14 protein-coding genes are annotated in these 17492 nt (G+C 66.8%); 6 read left to right on the top strand and 8 right to left on the bottom strand.

What is annotated here, in order from left to right; translation table 11 throughout:
* The first annotated feature begins 170 nt into the window (after positions 1 to 170).
* Entirely contained in the window at positions 171 to 1811 is a 1641-nt protein-coding gene (locus OHB26_RS25925; protein ID WP_442942716.1) for an alkaline phosphatase D family protein, read from the top strand.
* Between the two features lie 76 nt (positions 1812 to 1887).
* On the opposite strand, the gene OHB26_RS25920 is transcribed toward OHB26_RS25925, so the two are convergent.
* Positions 1888 to 3057 (bottom strand): phosphotransferase family protein, encoded by a 1170-nt coding sequence (locus OHB26_RS25920; protein ID WP_330179858.1) that lies wholly within the window; start codon positions 3055 to 3057, stop codon positions 1888 to 1890.
* A gap of 357 nt (positions 3058 to 3414) precedes the next feature.
* Between OHB26_RS25920 and OHB26_RS25915 the strand changes: the two genes are divergently transcribed.
* Positions 3415 to 4512: a hypothetical protein gene (locus OHB26_RS25915; protein ID WP_330179857.1), complete on the top strand. Its 1098-nt coding sequence runs from the start codon at positions 3415 to 3417 to the stop codon at positions 4510 to 4512.
* Between the two features lie 72 nt (positions 4513 to 4584).
* On the opposite strand, the gene aspS is transcribed toward OHB26_RS25915, so the two are convergent.
* Positions 4585 to 6375 carry an aspartate--tRNA ligase gene (gene aspS / locus OHB26_RS25910; RefSeq protein ID WP_330179856.1) on the bottom strand — a complete coding sequence of 597 codons (1791 nt, stop codon included), beginning with the start codon at positions 6373 to 6375 and terminating at the stop codon, positions 4585 to 4587.
* Between the two features lie 119 nt (positions 6376 to 6494).
* Here aspS and ypfJ point away from each other — a divergent pair, with 119 nt between their 5' ends.
* Complete coding sequence (gene ypfJ, locus OHB26_RS25905) at positions 6495 to 7418, top strand: KPN_02809 family neutral zinc metallopeptidase (RefSeq protein ID WP_330179855.1); 924 nt, start codon at positions 6495 to 6497, stop codon at positions 7416 to 7418.
* A gap of 1 nt (position 7419) precedes the next feature.
* Here ypfJ and OHB26_RS25900 read toward each other — a convergent pair whose 3' ends face one another.
* Positions 7420 to 8106 carry an MFS transporter gene (locus OHB26_RS25900; protein WP_330179854.1) on the bottom strand — a complete coding sequence of 229 codons (687 nt, stop codon included), beginning with the start codon at positions 8104 to 8106 and terminating at the stop codon, positions 7420 to 7422.
* A gap of 129 nt (positions 8107 to 8235) precedes the next feature.
* Between OHB26_RS25900 and OHB26_RS25895 the strand changes: the two genes are divergently transcribed.
* Positions 8236 to 8886 carry a hypothetical protein gene (locus tag OHB26_RS25895; protein WP_330179853.1) on the top strand — a complete coding sequence of 217 codons (651 nt, stop codon included), beginning with the start codon at positions 8236 to 8238 and terminating at the stop codon, positions 8884 to 8886.
* Positions 8887 to 8898: 12 nt separating this feature from the next.
* Here OHB26_RS25895 and OHB26_RS25890 read toward each other — a convergent pair whose 3' ends face one another.
* From OHB26_RS25890 to OHB26_RS25875, 4 genes are all read right to left on the bottom strand, one after another.
* Complete coding sequence (locus OHB26_RS25890) at positions 8899 to 9978, bottom strand: 2-oxoacid:ferredoxin oxidoreductase subunit beta (protein ID WP_330179852.1); 1080 nt, start codon at positions 9976 to 9978, stop codon at positions 8899 to 8901.
* The gene (locus OHB26_RS25885; RefSeq protein ID WP_330179851.1) at positions 9978 to 11897 is read right to left on the bottom strand and encodes a 2-oxoacid:acceptor oxidoreductase subunit alpha; all 1920 of its coding nucleotides are present in this window, start codon (positions 11895 to 11897) and stop codon (positions 9978 to 9980) included. The genes OHB26_RS25890 and OHB26_RS25885 overlap by 1 nt, the downstream gene beginning before the upstream one ends.
* Before the next feature lie 131 nt (positions 11898 to 12028).
* Positions 12029 to 13042 (bottom strand): Rv2578c family radical SAM protein, encoded by a 1014-nt coding sequence (locus OHB26_RS25880; protein WP_330179850.1) that lies wholly within the window; start codon positions 13040 to 13042, stop codon positions 12029 to 12031.
* 31 nt (positions 13043 to 13073) lie between these two features.
* Positions 13074 to 14063 carry an NAD-dependent epimerase/dehydratase family protein gene (locus tag OHB26_RS25875; RefSeq protein ID WP_330179849.1) on the bottom strand — a complete coding sequence of 330 codons (990 nt, stop codon included), beginning with the start codon at positions 14061 to 14063 and terminating at the stop codon, positions 13074 to 13076.
* A 176-nt stretch (positions 14064 to 14239) separates the two neighbouring features.
* On the opposite strand from OHB26_RS25875, the gene OHB26_RS25870 reads away from it, so the two are divergent.
* Positions 14240 to 14569 carry a type VII secretion target gene (locus OHB26_RS25870; RefSeq protein ID WP_330179848.1) on the top strand — a complete coding sequence of 110 codons (330 nt, stop codon included), beginning with the start codon at positions 14240 to 14242 and terminating at the stop codon, positions 14567 to 14569.
* On the top strand, positions 14566 to 16134 hold the full coding sequence (locus tag OHB26_RS25865) for a hypothetical protein (protein WP_330179847.1): 1569 nt from the start codon (positions 14566 to 14568) through the stop codon (positions 16132 to 16134). The genes OHB26_RS25870 and OHB26_RS25865 overlap by 4 nt, the downstream gene beginning before the upstream one ends.
* Before the next feature lie 381 nt (positions 16135 to 16515).
* Here OHB26_RS25865 and OHB26_RS25860 read toward each other — a convergent pair whose 3' ends face one another.
* A complete protein-coding gene (locus OHB26_RS25860; RefSeq protein WP_330179846.1) occupies positions 16516 to 17265 on the bottom strand; it encodes an SDR family oxidoreductase in 750 nt (249 codons plus the stop codon).
* Between the last annotated feature and the right edge of the window lie 227 nt (positions 17266 to 17492).

The raw sequence follows: 17492 nt of genomic DNA, 5'->3' as shown, positions 1-17492 counted from the left end.
TCGCCGCCGCGCGGCGCGTGTGCCGACGGGTCAGCCCGCCGGGCGCGGCAGGGCGGGGATTCGGACCGCGGGTATGGGTCGAGGGGCGGGCGATTGCCGAGCCGACGGTTTACGAACTGTTCACTCGTCCAGATTTGCCTCGCGAGTGCTGGATCGTATTCGATTCGTGCGTGCGCATCGCCGAGATCATCTCCACGCCGTTCGATCGTCGCTCCGCGTTGAAGGGTGGGGGCGCCGCGGTCGCGGTCTCGCTGCTGGGGACGGCGGTGGCGCGCGCGGAGTCGGTCGCGTTCCGGCATGGCGTCGCCTCCGGGGATCCGCTGCCGGGCGGGGTGATCATCTGGACCCGCCTCACGCCGTCCGAGGAGGCGACCCCCGGATCGGGCGCGGGCGCGCCGACTGCGGTGCACTGGGAGATTGCCACCGACTCCGGCTTCGGGAGTATCGCCGCATCGGGCGCCCAGACGGCGAGTGCGGATTCCGATCACACGGTCAAGGTCGATGTGTCCGGATTGGCCGCCGGGCGCGAATACTTCTATCGCTTCACGGCTCTCGGGCAGACCTCACCGGTGGGGCGTACGCATACCGCTCCCGCTGTATCGGATACCCCCGATCGACTGCGGCTCGGCGTGGTGTCCTGTGCGAACTGGGAGGCCGGTTACTTCGGGGCGTACCGGCATTTGGCGGCGCGCGGTGACCTCGACGCCATCGTGCATCTGGGCGATTACATCTACGAGTACCAGCGCGGTGAGTACGGCGGGCGCAATGGTTCGGTGCGCTGGCATGAGCCCGCGCACGAGATCGTATCGCTCGCGGATTATCGAATTCGGCACGCGCAGTACAAGACCGATCCGGACCTGGCGGATCTGCATACCCGGCTGCCGTTCATCTGCACCTGGGACGATCACGAATCCGCCGATAATGCCTGGTCCGGGGGTGCGGAGAACCATCAGCCCGAGACCGAGGGCGATTGGCGGGCGCGGCGCGCGGCGGCCCTGCAGGCGTACCTGGAGTGGATGCCGGTGCGCACCGGCGGCGATCGGCGGCTGTATCGGCGGCTGCGCTTCGGCACCCTCGCCGAGCTGTCCATGCTGGATCTGCGCAGCTACCGGAGCGAGCAGGCCAAGTCCGGGCCGGGCTGGAAGGTGGTCGACAGTCCGGATCGCACCATCGCGGGCAAGGACCAATTGGATTGGGTCTCCGCCGGTTTGACCTCGGCGCCGGTGAGCTGGAAATTGGTCGGCAATCCGGTGATGATCGCACCGCTGGTCTTCCCACCGCTGGATCCGGATGCGACCAAGGCGCTCACCGAGCTCATCGGCATCCCGGAGTCGGGCATTCCAGCCAATCTGGACCAGTGGGACGGGTACACCGCCGATCGGCAGAAACTGTTGCACGCCATCACCGATAACCAGGTCGCCGATGTGGTCTTCCTGACCGGCGATATCCACACCTCCTGGGCGGCGGATGTCCCCCTCGACGCCGGCGCCTACCCGGCCGGACCGACCGCGGGCGTGGAATTCGTTGTGCCGTCGGTGTCCTCGCAATCCATGGGCGATATGACCAAGACCCCGCCGCGCACCGCCTCGGTGGTCGCCGAGACCGCGCTGCTCGGGATCAACCGCCATCTGCACTACGCGGAGCTGGACTCACACGGTTACGGCGTACTGCACGTGGATGCCGGGCAGGCGCAGATGGACTGGTTCTACCTCGATGACGTGGCGGATCCGAATACCGGTGTGCGCCACGGCGGTTCCTTCGGGGTACGACGCGGCGGCCGCATCGAGCCGCGCGCGACCCCGATGGCCTGACCAGCGGGAACACTCTTTCGACAAGGAGAAAGGCCGGGGTTCGGTTGAGCCCCGGCCTTTCTCGTGCTGCATATCCCTACTCTTCCCAGTGCTCCTCGAGCGTCGCCGATACATGTTCGGCGAAATCACCCAGTGAGTCGTCACCGGTGCAGCGGGCGTCCTCGGCGAGGGCGGCCCAGCGGTTGATCAGCGCCGCCGAACGCGGAATCGAGAGTCCGTGTTCGCGAGCGGCGGCAATGCGGGTGTGATCGGCGGGCAGGAACCAATAGGTGGAGAGCCATACCCAGATGAGTCGCGCCTCGAGAATGCGCTCGGCGAGCACATCGTCATCGGCGAGGGCGGGCCAGACCGCGACCACTTCGGAGCGCCACGCCTCGACCATCTGTCTGGCGCGTTCGCGGGAGAGCTCGAAATCGCAGAGGCAGCCCGGAAAAGAGACCAGTGCGTACGCGATATCGAGCGTCGCGTCGCGGAAGCCACCCCACTCGTAGTCGAGGAAGCGCGCGCCCTCCTCATTGAGAATCACATTGTCGGGGCACAGGTCCGAGGGACTGAAGGCGCGGTAGCGCCCCGCGGAGAACAGCCGGTTACCGCGCACGATGCGTTCGGCGATCTCCCCCGGCACCTCGATGCCGAGTTCACGCTGCAGCATGAGGGGCACCTCGGAGACGGCGGTCTCGGCCTGTTGGGCGATGCCGTCGACGCGATGGACCACGTCGACTCGGCGTAGCAGGGCCACGAAATCGGCCTCGCGGCCGACGGTGGCGGCGTGCATTCGGCCCAGGGCCTGCGCGAAGGCCATGAGTGAATTACGCCCGGCGGGTTCGACTCCGGCCTGTAGCACCGCGGTGAGTGACGTGTTCTCACCGAGGTCGCTGAGGATGAGCAGCCGATCGGGGAGGCTGTACGCAAGCAGGTACGCGCCCGGTCGGTGATCGCGCCCCAGCGCGGTGGTGAATTGGTAGGACACCGCCTCCCGCAGAAATGCGGAGTCGATGCTTGCCACACCGGGTGCCATGCCCCCGGTGCGTCGTTCCTGCGCGGCGCCGCGTACCTGTTTCACTATGAGTGTGCGAGGAAGTGAGAAAGCGTTCTCCGCAACACGTACGCGTAGCACCGTCGTCCTACCACTGCCGCTGAGTTCCATAGGATCGCTCAGCTTTACCGGAGCACCCATTCGCTTTGTGAGCAACTGCTGTGCCGCGGACACGACTTCGGCGGCGCGTTCGGCCAATAGTGCGGTCATCTCGTCCCAAGTTACTCGCACCAGGTCACTTTCAGCGAGCGGTTACGCAACCTTTCGCGCGTCGTCCGGCGTGTCCTGGTGAAGGGTTTGCCCACACGGCGCTGGTTGCTTGACACAACCAGGGCGTTCTAGTTGTCTCATGTTCAACTGCTGTGCGCCACACCGTAAACCGGGAAATGTGAAAGGCTCGCGACCATGACCGGCACGCCGCCCTCCGCACCGAATGATCCCTCCGGCGACACACCCGGCGACGAAGGCAGATCGCGCCCCTCCGCCAGCCCCGGACAGCACCAAAACCCCGAACCACCACCGCATTCAGAGAGCGGCGAATCCGGACCCGGCCCGTCCCGGCACGGGATGCCCGGTCTCGCGGGGTACCCGCAGTTCGAGGGACCGGGTGCCGCGCAGTACGGCAGCGAGGCCGTGGAGCCACCGCCGCGCCTGCACCCGCAGTCGGGTGCGCCGGTGCCACCGGGCGGTAATCCGGGTCAGCCGGGCGGATACGGTTCCGGGCCGGGCGGATACGCACCGCAGCAGGGCGGATACGCGCCGCAGTCCGGCGCACCGCAGGGCGGGTTCGCGGGGCAGCGGAGTGGGCCGCAGGGCAGTTACGCACCGCAGCAAGGGAGTTACGCACCCCAGCAGGGTGGTTACCCCTCGCACCAGGGTGGGCCGCAGGGCGGATATCCCCAACAGGGTGCACCCCAGGGCTACGGACAACCGGGCTTCCCGCCGGGTTCCGCACCGGGCAATATGGCTCCCGGCAGCGTCCCTCCGGGCGGCGCGCCGACGGGTCCGCCCCCCGGCGCCATCGACACACCCGCGGCGGCGTATGAACGTCTCGATGTCGGCCATGCCGTCTCATACGGCTGGGATCGCTTCCGCGCCAATCCGATTCCCTGGGTCGGCATGGTGCTCATCGGCTTGATCGCGTGGCTCGTCGTCACCCTGCTGGTGAATATAGTGAACGTCCAGTCCCTCTCGGGCGTACTGCTCATGTTCGCCGTGGCCGCCCTCATCGTCTGGCTGCTCCAGGCCGCCATGATCCGCGGCGCACTCTATGAAACCGACGGCACCCCACCGGATTTTCCGGCCTTCTTCGGCTTCGTGAACGCGGGCAGCGTGCTGCTCACCGCCCTGATCGTCTTCCTCGCCTGCCTGATCGCGGCCGCCCTCTGCTTCTTCCCCGCGGTGATCGTCGGCATTCTGTGCATGTTCTCCCTGCACTTCGTCATCGATCAGGAGATGAACCCGGTCGCCGCGATCAAGGCCAGCGCCCAGTTGGTGATCGCCAATGCCCTCCAGATCGCACTGCTGGCCCTGACCGTCGTGGTGATCACCTTCGTCGGCGCGCTGTTCTGCGGTATCGGCCTGCTGATCGCGGGCCCGGTGACCGCCATCGCCATCACCTACGCCTACCGCTTCCTCACCGGCCGACTCGTCGTGCAGTACTAAATAAGCAGACACACAAGACAAAACGCCCGTTGCCGAGATTATCGGCAACGGGCGCAGTGTTTTTCGGAAAGGCTACTTCTCGGCCTTCACCGGGTTGCCGTTCTCGTCCAGCTTCACATCCAGGCCGGCGTCACGACGCTGGATGGGGGTGATGGGGGTCGGGGCATCGGTGAGCGGGTCGACGCCGCCACCGGACTTCGGGAAGGCGATGACCTCGCGGATGGAGTCGACACCGGCGAGCAGCGCGGTGATGCGGTCCCAACCGAACGCGATGCCGCCCATGGGCGGAGCGCCGTAGGAGAAGGCATCGAGCAGGAAGCCGAACTTGTCCTGCGCCTCCTCCTCGCTGATGCCCATCACCTTGAAGACGCGCTCCTGCACATCGCGGCGATGGATACGGATCGAGCCGCCGCCGATCTCGTTGCCGTTGCAGACGATGTCGTAGGCGTACGCCAGCGCCGAGCCCGGATCGGTGTCGAAGGTGTCCAGATGCTCCGGCATGGGCGAGGTGAAGGCGTGGTGCACGGCGGTCCAGGCCGAATGGCCGAGGGCGACATCGCCACTGGCGGTGGCGTCGGCGGCGGGCTCGAACATGGGCGCGTCCACGATCCAGACGAAGGCCCACTCGTTCTCGTCGATGAGCTCGCACTTGCGGGCGATCTCACCGCGCGCCGCGCCGAGCAGCGCCCGGCTGGACTTGGCGTCACCGGCGGCGAAGAACACACAGTCGCCCGGGTTCGCGCCGACGTACTTGGCCAGGCCCTCACGCTCGGCATCGGTGAGGTTCTTGGCGACGGGTCCGCCGAGGGTGCCGTCCTCCTGAATCAGGATGTATGCCAGCCCCTTCGCACCACGCTGCTTGGCCCATTCCTGCCAGGCATCGAGCTGACGCCGCGGCTGCGACGCACCGCCGGGCATGACGACCGCACCGACGTACGGGGACTGGAACACACGGAACGGCGTGTCCTTGAAGTACTCCGCCATCTCGGTGATCTCGATGCCGAAGCGCAGGTCGGGCTTGTCCGAGCCGTAGCGGCGCATGGCGTCGGCGTAGGTCATATGCGGGATCGGGGTGGTGATCTCATGACCGATGAGCCGCCACAGCGCGACGAGGATGTCCTCGGCGAGCAGGATCACATCCTCCTGCTCCACGAAGCTCATCTCGATGTCGAGCTGGGTGAACTCGGGCTGGCGGTCGGCGCGGAAGTCCTCGTCGCGGTAGCAGCGCGCGATCTGGTAGTACCGCTCGATACCGGCGACCATGAGCAGCTGCTTGAACAGCTGCGGGGACTGCGGCAGCGCGTAGAACTTGCCGGGCTGCAGACGCGCGGGCACCAGGAAGTCGCGTGCGCCTTCGGGCGTCGAGCGCGTCATGGTCGGGGTCTCGACCTCGACGAACGCGTGCTTGCCGAGCACCTCGCGGGCGGCGGCGCTGACCTTGGAGCGCAGCCGGATGGCGTGTGCGGGGCCTTCGCGGCGCAGATCCAGGTAGCGGTACTTCAGGCGGGCCTCTTCACCGGGCTCGTCGTCGAGCTGGAACGGCAGCGGCGCGGCCTCGTTGAGCACCTCGAGTTCGGTGACGTTCACCTCGATGGCGCCGGTCGGCAGATTCGGGTTCTCGCTCCCCGCGGGCCGATTCTCGACCACACCGGTGACCTTCACGCAGAACTCGTTGCGGAGCTTATGGGCCTGTTCGGCGGGCTCGCCCTCACGGAAGACGGCCTGCGACACGCCCGACGCATCACGCAGATCGATGAAGATCACGCCACCGTGGTCTCGCCGCCGGGCCACCCATCCGGTGAGGGTGACGGTCTGACCGGCGTGCTCGCTTCGCAGCGAACCAGCCAAGTGGGTGCGCAGCACGGGAATCCTTTCGACGGGCTGGAAAACACCACGGGGTCCGCCGGGTGCGCTCCCATCGTAGTGAGACACGTTTCCCGAGTGGAAACCGATATCCACGCGGCCGTGCCAAGCTAGTGCCTATGACCTTCAACGAGGGCCTGCAGATCGACCCGAACCGGGTATCCGGCGGTGGCGGCGGACCGGGCATGGGCGGCGGATTGGCTCTCGGCGGCGGTGCCCTCGGCATTGTCGTTCTGATCGCGACTTTGCTGCTGGGCGGCGATCCGGGCAGTGTGCTCGGACAGTTCACCGGGGCGGACAGCAATTCACAGTCCGGTACGGCGGGCGCGCCCGATCACTGCAAGACCGGAGCCGACGCGAACAAGTACGTCGACTGCCGCGTGGTGCTGACGGTGCAGAGCCTGGACTCGGTGTGGAGCACCGAACTCCCCAAGCAGACCAATCGCAAGTACGTCGATCCGAAGGTGACGCTCTTCTCCGGTCAGGTGAGCACCGGCTGCGGGCGCGCCTCCTCGGCGGTCGGGCCGTTCTACTGCCCCGCCGATCAGACCGCGTACTTCGACACCAGCTTCTTCCAGGAGTTGAAGGATCGCTTCGGCGCCAGCGGCGGGCCGCTCGCGCAGGAGTACGTGGTGGCGCACGAGTTCGGCCATCACATCCAGAATCTGCTCGGCGATATCAATCGCGCGCAGCGTGATCCGCAGGGCCCGGAGTCCGGTGCGGTGCGCACCGAACTCCAGGCCGACTGCTACGCGGGCGTGTGGGCGTACTACGCCGACAAGCTGCCCGCGCCGGGTTCGAATCAGCCGTTCCTGAAGCCGTTGACCACCAACGACATCAATGACGGTCTCTCCGCCGCCTCGGCCGTGGGTGACGATCGCATTCAGAAGGCGTCGACCGGTCGCGTGAATCCCGAAGCCTGGACGCATGGTTCGTCGGACGAGCGGCAGAAGTGGTTCCTGTCCGGCTACAAGACCGGACAGCTCAAGATGTGCGATACGTACAACGCGCGCGATCTGAGCAACCCGCCCGGCCTGAAGTAGTTCATACGGCTTTCGCTCGGCGCGAGGTGATGCCGAGTGCGGTGAGGGCGCTGAGCAGAGCCACCGCGGTGATGGCCCACCAGCCATGGGTGAACCCGGCGACGGCGTCGCCGGGGGACGCGCTCAGCGTGCCGAGAATGGCGACCAGCATGGCGACGCCGAAGACATAGCCGAGCTGACGGCTGGTATTCACCACGCCGCTGCCGGTCGAGACGCGCGTCGGCGGCAGGTCGACGGTCGCCGAGGCAAGCAGGCTGGGCAGTGAGAAGCCCACGCCCACACCGATGATCATCCAGCCCGGGAGCACCTGGGTGAGGTAGTCCACGTCATCGGTGGCGCTCAGCGCCAATACCGCCGCGCCCAGGAAGAACAGCGTATTGCCCAGGGCGACAATATAACTGGCGGGCCAGCCACGCCCGGCCAGGCGCTGCCCGACCGCCGCGAACACCGGTACCAGCAGCGGACCGGGCGCGACCGCGAGACCGGTCGCCAGCGCGCTGTAATGCGCGCCCGTCTCCAGCCGCAGGACGACGCTGGGCAGCACCGCACCGAAGGCGGTACAGAACAGCAGCGCGGTGATATTCGACCAGAAGAAGGTTCGCACCTTCAGCAGCGCCGGATCCACGATCGGCGTGGCATGGGTCAGCACGCGGAAGATCACCACGGCGAATCCGATTGCCGACCGCATACATAGGCAATCGCGGTTTTCGGCCCCATCCGGCGCGGACACAGGCCGCGCGGAGGGTGACTCCGGGCCCGGCACCCGGCAGAATCACCGGCGGTGGGCAGACGCCCGTGAGGAACTCGGAGGAAATCGATGCGCGGACGCTATGCGACAGGGCGATTCTGCGGCGCGGTACTGCGCAATGCCGCGATCGCGGCGGTGATTGCCGGATTGTTCACCGGCGCGGTCGGTTTCGCTAGCGCGGATGACCCGGCGGTGCCCCCGGCACCTGCCACGGTGCCGCCGACGCCACCGGTTCCCCTGACCACGGTGCCCGTCATCGAGGCTCCCCCGGCGGTCCCGGTGATCCCTTCGCCGACTTCGAATCCCGCGCCGTCCGCCCCGCAGACTCCGATCCCGGTGACCACGCTCTTCACGCTGACGACCATGCCGAACGCCTGGGCGTCGACCCCGAATATCCTTCCGGCACTGGAGGTTCAATCCGATGGCCGGGCGCTGAAGCGGCAGGATGGGAAGGAGCTCAACGGCACTGTCCCCGCCGATGTGCTCGCCGCGGCCGCCACCGAGGTGCGCGCGCTCGCACTCTCGGATATGGGCTCGCCCACGGTCTCCGATCAGGGCAATATGATCATCGACTTCATGCCGAAGTCACCCGATCAGGATGTGCACCTGATCGTCTACGCCCCCGAGTTCACCGATGGCCTCACCGATGAGCAGAAGGCGTCCCGCAAGCGCTTCGCCGATCTGTATCAGCGCCTGCTGAACGCCTTCGTCGCGTCGTGATACCGCGAAATCTCAGCCGACCGTCCAGGTTTCGCGTCCGGTGAGCAGCTGCTGAAGCGAGTTCTCGCCCACCGGTTTGCGTTCGACGGCCGTCTCGAGCTGAGCCCGGGCACCATCGTCATAGGTGGGCCGGGTGACACTGCGGAATACACCGGTCACCACATGCGACAGATCCTGATCCGAGAGCCGCGAGAGCGCGTAGGCGTACTCCGGATTGTCGGTGTACGCGTCGTGCACCACGATCTCGGATTCGGCGACGGTCTCGGTGCGCACCACCCGGAGCCCGAAACCACTTCGCACCACGGCGAATTCGTTCTCGGCCCCGAATCGGATGGGCTCACCGTGCTGCAGGCGGATCAGATGCGATTCGGCATTCTCCTTGCGCAGCATGTCGAATGACCCGTCATTGAAGATCGGGCAGTCCTGCAGGATCTCCACGAACGAGGTCCCACGATGCTCGGCGGCGGCGCGCAGCACCTCATTGAGCCCGGCCCGGTCGGAGTCCAAAGCCCTTGCCGCGAAGGTGGCTTCGGCCCCGATGGCCACGGACAGGGTGTTGAACGGATGGTCGATCGACCCCATGGGCGTCGATTTGGTGACCTTGCCGGTCTCCGAGGTCGGCGAGTACTGCCCCTTGGTGAGCCCGTAGATCCTGTTGTTGAACAGCAGGATCGTCATATTCACATTGCGCCGCAGCGCGTGGATCAGGTGATTGCCACCGATGGAGAGCGCATCGCCGTCACCGGTCACCACCCATACCGACAGATCGGGCCGGGTCACCGCCAGCCCGGTGGCGATGGCGGGCGCACGCCCGTGGATCGAGTGAATCCCGTACGCCTCCAGGTAGTACGGGAATCGGCTGGAGCATCCGATCCCGGAGACGAACATCAGATTCTCGCGTTCGAGCCCCAGATCCGCGAGGAAGCCGCGCACGGTCGCCAGGATGACGTAGTCACCGCATCCGGGGCACCAGCGCACCTCCTGATCGGAGGTGTAGTCCTTGGCCTTCTGCGGACCGTCGGCGCGTGGTACGCCGGACAGCCCGGTGAGCCCGAGATCGGTTCCGATGAAAGGGTTTTCGAGAATGGTCATCAGTTACCCCCTGGTGTGCGATAGGTCGCCCGGGCGCGGGCGGTGAAAGCCTTGGCCTGTTCCATCTCGGTGATGGAACCGTCCAGTGCCGCGTCGATGACGCCGACCAGTTCCTGGGCCGAGAAGGCCAGTCCGGCGATCTTGGTCCACGGCTGCACGTCGACCAGGTAGCGGGCGCGCAGCAGCATGGCGAGTTGGCCGCCGTTCATTTCCGGCGCGACCACGGTGCGGTAGCGGCGCAGCACCTCACCGAGGTTGGCGGGGAAGGGATTCAGATTCCGCAGGTGTGCCTGCGCCACCGGAACACCGCGCCGCCGGGCCCGCCGGCACGCCTCACCGATCGGCCCGTAGGAGCTCCCCCACCCGATGAGCAACAGTTCGGCGCGACCGCTCGGATCCTCGACCTCGAGGTCCGGCACGGTGATGCCGTCGATCTTGGCCTGCCGAAGTCGAACCATCAGTTCGTGATTGGCGGGTTCGTACGAGATATTGCCGCTGCCGTCGGCCTTTTCGAGGCCGCCGATGCGATGCGCGCGGCCGACCGTACCGGGCACGGCGAGCGGCCGGGCCAGGGTCTCGGGATCGCGGGCGTACGGCTGGAACTCGTCGCTCGCATCGCCGCCGGGTTCGAAGCCCGGGTCGATGCGCGGCATATCGGCGACCTCCGGAATCGACCACGGCTCCGAACCATTGGCGATCGCGCCGTCGGAGAGCAGCAGCACCGGCGTGCGATAGGTGAGCGCGATGCGTGCCGCCTCGACCGCGGTCTCGAAGCAGTCCGCGGGTGAGCGCGGAGCCAGTACGGCCACCGGCGATTCGCCATTGCGCCCGTACAGCGCCTGCAACAGATCGGACTGTTCGGTCTTGGTGGGCAGACCGGTGGACGGCCCGCCGCGCTGCACATCGATGATGAGCAGCGGCAGTTCGGTCATGACGGCCAGGCCGATGGTCTCGCTCTTGAGCGCGAGTCCGGGCCCGGAGGTGCTGGTGACCCCCAGCGCTCCCCCGAGCGAAGCCCCCAGCGCCGCACCGATTCCGGCGATCTCATCCTCGGCCTGGAAGGTGGTCACGCCGAAGTTCTTATGCTTGCTCAGCTCGTGCAGGATGTCCGAGGCCGGGGTGATCGGATACGTGCCCAGGAAGACCGGCAATCCGGCGAGCTGCCCGGCGGTGACGATGCCGTAGGCGAGTGCGGTATTGCCGGTGATCTGCCGGTAGGTTCCGGCGGGCAGCGTCGCGGGAGCGACCTCGTAGGTGGTGGCGAAGGCCTCGGTGGTTTCGCCATAATTCCAGCCTGCCCGAAATGCGAGGATATTCGCTTCGGCCACATCCGGTGTGGCCGCGAATTTCTCCCGCATGAACTCTTCGGTGCCACCGAGCGGTCGCCCGTACATCCAGGACAGCAATCCCAGCGCGAACATATTCTTCGCGCGCTGCCCATCCTTTTTGCCCACACCGGTCGGTTCGGTAGCCCCGAGCGTCAATGACGTCATGGGCACCTTGTGCACCACGAAATCGGTCAGAGTTTCATCGGTGAGCGGATCGGCGGAGTAGCCCACCTTGGCGAGATTCCGTTTGGTGAATTCGTCCGTATTGATGATCAACATGGCCCCGCGCGCCAGATCCTCCAGATTCGCCTTCAGCGCAGCGGGATTCATCGCCACCAGCACATCCGGCTGGTCACCGGCGGTCAGGATGTCGTAATCGGCGATCTGGATCTGGAATGAGGACACACCCGGCAGCGTGCCCTGGGGTGCGCGAATCTCGGCGGGAAAGTTGGGCTGAGTGGCGAGGTCATTGCCGAATGCGGCTGCCTCGTGGGTGAATCGATCACCGGTGAGCTGCATACCATCCCCGGAGTCACCGGCGAACCGAATGACGACCTTTTCCAATTTCTCTGGGGCACCGCTGTTTCCCATGCGCCTACATCACTTCCTCGTCCGTGAGAGGTACCAACGCCAAACTACTCCGCTATATTCGCGACACTCATGCGAAGTGAGCGGTGAAACAGGCAAAGATCGGTGAAACGGGCAGAGATTCGCGGCCGGCCTCAGGCGAACAGGGCCAGCTGCGGGTCGGGCGTATGCGATACGGCGGCGCGCACCTCGGGTTCGGCCTGCCGTTCGCGGTTCAGTCCATGCTTTTCGAGCAGCGGCTCGATCCGGCCGCGTAGCCACGCAGAGTACTCCGGTGTCACCGAAGTCCCGCGACCATACAACTGTCGGTAGCGCCGCAGTAGCGCCGGGTGCTGTTCGGCGAGCCAGTTGAGGAACCAGCCGCGGGTGCTGCCGCGTAGATGCATGGGGAAGGCGACCACGCTGGCCGCACCCGCCTCGGCGATGGCTCCGAAGAGTTCATCGAGGTGCGCGCGGGTATCGGTGAGGCACGGAATGATCGGAGCCACCATGACATTCACGGCGAAACCGGCATCGGCCAGGGCGCGCACCAACTCCAGCCGCGCACGCGGCGAGGGGGTGCCCGATTCCAGACCGGCGTGCAGTTCGGGATCCATGATCGCGATGGAGACGGCCAGATGCACCGGCACCTGCCGCGCGGCTTGGGTCAGCAGCGGCAGATCCCGGCGCATGAGCGTGCCTTTGGTGAGGACGGAGAATCCGGTCCCCGATTCGGTCAGCGCGCCGATGATGCCCGGCATGAGCCGATAGCGCCCCTCGGCGCGCTGATAGGGATCGGTATTCGACCCCAGCGCAACGGTTTCCCGATGCCAGGAGCGCTTGTGCAACTCCCGGCGCAGGACCGCGGCGACATTGGTCTTGACCACGATCTGATTGTCGAAGTCATTGCCCGCGTCCAGATCCAGGTACTCGTGGGTGCTGCGGGCGAAGCAGTAGGTGCAGGCGTGTGAACAGCCGCGCATGGGGTTGATGGTCCAATTGAACGGCAGGCCATCGCCATTGACCTTGTTCAGCGCGGATTTGCAGAGCACTTCGTGGAAGGTGATGCCTTCGAACTCCGGAGTCTGTACGCTCCGAACGAATCCGGCGCGCTCCAACCCGGGCAGCGCGCCGTCATCGGCCTCGAGGGTCTGGCTTTGCCACCGCACCGCTCAAGTCGAACATTTGTTCTACCCGGTGTCAAGCGATCTTCTGCGTGACAACCTTGAAATGCTGGCCGTTGTAGAAGGCCACGAGGTCGCGAATGGTCTCCTCGGCCGGGCGCGGCCGGTAGCCGATTTCGGCGGTCGCCTTGTCATGCTCCACCACCGGGGCCGAGAGCAGCGCGCCCATGGCGGCCTTGGAGATGCGATCACTGCCCAGCGCCTTGGCGACGGGCTCCATCACCGGCATGAGCGAGTTGATCACCTTGGCGGGAATCGCGAAGGCGGGCTTCATCTTCCCGTTCACCTCGGCGGCCAGGCGGGTGGCGTCGAACATATTGGTGAAGTGGCCACCGAGCAGGTAGTTCTCACCGGTCTTACCGCGCTCGCCCGCGAGCACCAGACCGTTGGCCACATCGCGCACGTCGACGAGGTCGAAGCCGCCGCTGATCATGACCGGAACGCGACCGCGCGCGGCATCCCAGAGGGTCTTGTTGATGCGCGAATCGGTGTGGTCGATCGGGCCGTACACACCGGTCGGATTGCAAACAACCGCGTCCAGGCCCTTGTCGATGACCTTGCGCAGCTCGATCTCGCCCTGGTACTTGGAGCGGTCGTAGACCGGCAGGTCGGGATCGATGGAGCGCGGCGAGCGCTCGTTGATGACGCCACCGCAGGTGTACTGGTTGAACGCGTGGATCGAGCTGGTGTGCACCATGCGGCGCGCGCCGACCTCCAGCGCGGCCTCGGCGACCACCCGCACGCCCTCGGTGTTGACCCGCCACGCCAGATCGTTCTTGTGCGCGAGGGTGATGAGCGCGACCAGGTGGTAGACGACCTCCGCGCCGTCCAGGGTCTTACGCATCGAGGCGGGATCCAGCACATCGCCGCTGACCCAGGTCACGCCGGGGGTGTCGGTGGTGGGCCGGACGCGATCGATGGCAGTCACCTCGTGACCGCGATCCGTAAGCAGGCGAAGCAAATTGGTGCCAAGGAACCCGGCGGCGCCGGTGACTGCGACCTTCATGTGATGAAGAATATAGAACTTGTTCTAATTTGCAACAACGGCCCGGCGGCGACTCCGAAACGACCCCGACCTGCGGCGTAGAGATGTGCGCCACGCCGGGCTGGACGCTCAGTGGGATATATTCGCACCCGCATGTCTTTTCAACTCGACGCAGTCACGACGTTTGGGGGGCTCTGATGGCCGATCTCTCGGTCGATACGGACGCGGTCCGCGGCTTCGCGACCACGCAGCACGGTGTCGCCGCCGATATCGCCGCCACGGGCGGACTCGATACGGTCGGGCATGTCGCGGCCATGACGCCGGTCTTCGGACTCATCGGCGCGGACTTCCTGGCCAGCTTCGCCGTCGCCGAGCTACTCCACGACAGAGACATCAACGCGCTCTCCGCGCGGTTCTCGCACCTCGGCCAGGCCGCCTTCGGCTCCGCCGCCACCTACGACTCGGCCGACGGCTCCTTCGCGAGCGGGCTGGGGAGCGTGGCGAGCCAGATCGGGGAGCAGGTATGAGGCCGATCGATTCCGGGGTGATCGGCCTCGTGCACCCGGTCGCTCCCGGCACCGAAGCCTCGGGCACCGACGCAGTGCATGCCATGGCTCCCGGAGCGCTTCCGGCGCTGCCGCTGGGCGCGTTTCCCGCCGATATCCCCGACCCCGAAGCGCCCGCATTCGCCTTGTCCCGCAAGGAATTCGAGCAGGAGGGCACGCCGCTCTCCGGTGGATTGCCGCATTTCCCGGGCGGCGACACCCACGCGGCGTCGGTCCTGGACGGCGCCCTCTCCCCCGCTCTGGACTCCGCGCACGGCGTGCTCTCGGGTGCGCAGCAGTCGCTGAGCGACGCCCAGGGGATGGTCGGAAGCGCGCAGGCGGCCTTGAACAACGTTCCCGCCGCTGTGAACGCCGCGCAGGCCGCCTTCAATCAGGCCGCGGGCAATCCGGTATTGCCGCCCCTGCCCGCCGATCCGGTGGGTGATCTCATGAAGGGTCTGTCGGTCCCGGCGATCCCGGGTATCGATGCCCTCTTCAAGCCCTTCCTGGACCTGATCAACAGCTTCGGCACCGGTGTCCTGGGCTCGCTGAACCCCGCCACCCTGCTGAGCCAGAGCTCGAAGTACATCGAGAGCGCCGTCCAAATCGGTAGTGGCGCTTTGAAAACCGTCGAACAGCTCTGGCAGGGCCAGGCGTCGAACAAGGCGCAGGCGGCGGGTCAGCAGGCACAGCAGCACGGCGAGGAGACCACCCAGCGCGGCTTCGACCTCTCCACCCTCACCGAACAGGCCGCCGCGGTCGTACAGCGCGGCAATATTCAGCTGACGGCTATCGCCCAATCCTTCGCCACCCAGGCCACGATGCTGGCTCCGGTCGCGCTGACACCCCCGGGCCAGACAGCCCTGATCGCTTCCGCCACAGAGCATCTCGGCTCCGCGATCACGGTGGTCAACCTGACTCACGGTGAACTCTCCGGCTACACCGCCCAACTCAACGCCCTCATCGCCCAACTCGTCGGCCAGAACGGTGGTGGCGTCAACCCGGCCGAGGTAGCCCAATCCCTGGCCCAGAATGTCGGCCAACCCATCCTCGAACAGGCGAAGTCCCTGCTCGAGGGTGCGATGAACCCGTCCGCCGCCAACCCCGGTGGCCCCGGCACCCCCGGCTCCGCCACGGATCTGGACACGAAGGCCGCGGGTCTCGGCGGCGGTGGGGGCGGGGGCGGTACCGGAGGTGGCGCAGGTGGCGGCGCGGGCCTCGGCGGCGGTATCCCCTCGGTCCCCGGCGGCCCCGGCTCATCCATCCCCGGCGGCCGAATCGCCGCCCAGGCCAACCCCTTCGGCTCGGGCATACCCGGTGCCCCCGGCATGGGCGGCCCCGGCTCCCCCGGCTTCATGGGTTCCCCCGGCGCGGCGGGCGCGGGCCGCGGCGGCGGCTCCGACCAGGAGTACTCCCGCACCGTCCAGCCGCACCAAAGTGTCTCCGCCGAAAGCGAACTCACCGGCAACCTGGGCGCGGCAGGCCCCGGCGTCATCGGCCAACCCGACGACGAACCCACCGGCGATCACGACACCGACCAGGCCTGACCCGCCACCCATCCCCCGGCAGCCTCCCCACCAACCCATCGCCCCGACACAACCCCCCGCGCGCCTTTCCGCGTCACCGGGCACGCCATCCCGCACCATCCCAGCGCACCATCCCGCCGACGCACCATCGCCTGTCATCCCGACACGCCATCCCTCGTCATCCCGGCATACATTCGGCCGGGAACCACGACGGCGAGTGTTCAGCGACCGCCGCGGATCTTCTGTTGCCGCGCATCAGGTTCGGGACATAGTGATGCCGCGGTCTCGGAGTAGCTGCTCCGAGACCGCGGCATCGCGGGGGCCGAGACCGAATGCGGATTTGTACACCTCGCGGGCGACGGCCACCGATTGTGGGCCGGGCCTGGGAGCCCGGCGGGGTGGTCAGACCGCGGTGGGACGGACCTGGGCGTCGATACCGCCGTCGATGACGAACTGCGCGCCGTGGATGAAGCCCGCCTCGGGGCCGATCAGGTACTTGATCAGCGAGGCGATTTCGGCGGGGGTTCCGTTGCGGCCGATGGGGGCCACGAAGTTGCGGATGGCATCGCCGTAGCGGGGGTCGTCCATGCCCGCCCGCAGCAGCGGGGTGTCGACGCTGCCGGGGGCGACGGTGTTGAGGCGGACGCGGGCGCTACCCCATTCGACCGCACGCTGGCGCACCGCCACGGTGACGGCGTTCTTGGAGGAGGCATAGGCGAACTGGCCCGCGAATTCGCCTGCGGAGGCGAAGGATTCGGCCTCGGTGCCCAGGTTGATGGGGTTCTCCTCCCACTTGATGTGGGTGGAGGCTACCGAGGAAACCACTACGGCGGCAGGGGATTCGCCCTTTTGCAGGGCGGGGAAGAGCGCGTCGAGGAAGGCGATGGTGGCGCGGTAGTTGATCTCGACCACGAAGTTGGGGTCGGGTACGTGCGGGCCGACCCCGGCGCACAGGACCAGGCTGTTCAGGACGCCACCGCTACGCTCCAGCACCGCCTCGACGGCGGCCGCTCGGGCGGCCGGATCGGTGAGGTCGGCGGTCACATCGGCATTGCGCAGATCGATGCCGATGATGTCGTGTCCCGCCGCGGTGAGCGCTGCGGCGGTGGCCGCTCCGATGCCCGACCCGGATCCGGTGATGGCGATGGTCATGCCTGAGATTAGAACAAGGTTCAACTTCCCGGGGCAACCCCACAGACCCGTCATCTCAGCCACCGAGACCGTTGCGGCGGCGCGCGCGGGCGCCGCGCTACAACAGATGTCGCACTTCAACGCCACAGAAATGGCCGTCGCATTTGGCCCCGATCCATCGCCTTTGCGGACATTCCGGGCTAGCATCACGACAAGAAACTGGAATCTGTTCTAGTTTCAGACCTTGC

It is taken from the genome of Nocardia sp. NBC_01503, assembly GCF_036327755.1.
Taxonomy (GTDB): domain Bacteria; phylum Actinomycetota; class Actinomycetes; order Mycobacteriales; family Mycobacteriaceae; genus Nocardia.
The sequence above is the reverse complement of the archived record's forward strand: the minus strand, read 5'-3'. Positions and strand labels throughout refer to the sequence as shown.

What these genes read in the sequence shown, in the direction of transcription:
- OHB26_RS25920 (WP_330179858.1), bottom strand. Translation starts at nt 3,057, where the DNA reads ATGACCGCACTATTGGCCGAACGCGCCGCCGAAGTCGTGTCCGCGGCA.
- OHB26_RS25915 (WP_330179857.1), top strand. Translation starts at nt 3,415, where the DNA reads ATGCCCGGTCTCGCGGGGTACCCGCAGTTCGAGGGACCGGGTGCCGCG.
- ypfJ (WP_330179855.1), top strand. Translation starts at nt 6,495, where the DNA reads ATGACCTTCAACGAGGGCCTGCAGATCGACCCGAACCGGGTATCCGGC.
- OHB26_RS25900 (WP_330179854.1), bottom strand. Translation starts at nt 8,106, where the DNA reads ATGCGGTCGGCAATCGGATTCGCCGTGGTGATCTTCCGCGTGCTGACC.
- OHB26_RS25895 (WP_330179853.1), top strand. Translation starts at nt 8,236, where the DNA reads ATGCGCGGACGCTATGCGACAGGGCGATTCTGCGGCGCGGTACTGCGC.
- OHB26_RS25890 (WP_330179852.1), bottom strand. Translation starts at nt 9,978, where the DNA reads ATGACCATTCTCGAAAACCCTTTCATCGGAACCGATCTCGGGCTCACC.
- OHB26_RS25885 (WP_330179851.1), bottom strand. Translation starts at nt 11,897, where the DNA reads ATGGGAAACAGCGGTGCCCCAGAGAAATTGGAAAAGGTCGTCATTCGG.
- OHB26_RS25875 (WP_330179849.1), bottom strand. Translation starts at nt 14,063, where the DNA reads ATGAAGGTCGCAGTCACCGGCGCCGCCGGGTTCCTTGGCACCAATTTG.
- OHB26_RS25870 (WP_330179848.1), top strand. Translation starts at nt 14,240, where the DNA reads ATGGCCGATCTCTCGGTCGATACGGACGCGGTCCGCGGCTTCGCGACC.
- OHB26_RS25865 (WP_330179847.1), top strand. Translation starts at nt 14,566, where the DNA reads ATGAGGCCGATCGATTCCGGGGTGATCGGCCTCGTGCACCCGGTCGCT.
- OHB26_RS25860 (WP_330179846.1), bottom strand. Translation starts at nt 17,265, where the DNA reads ATGACCATCGCCATCACCGGATCCGGGTCGGGCATCGGAGCGGCCACC.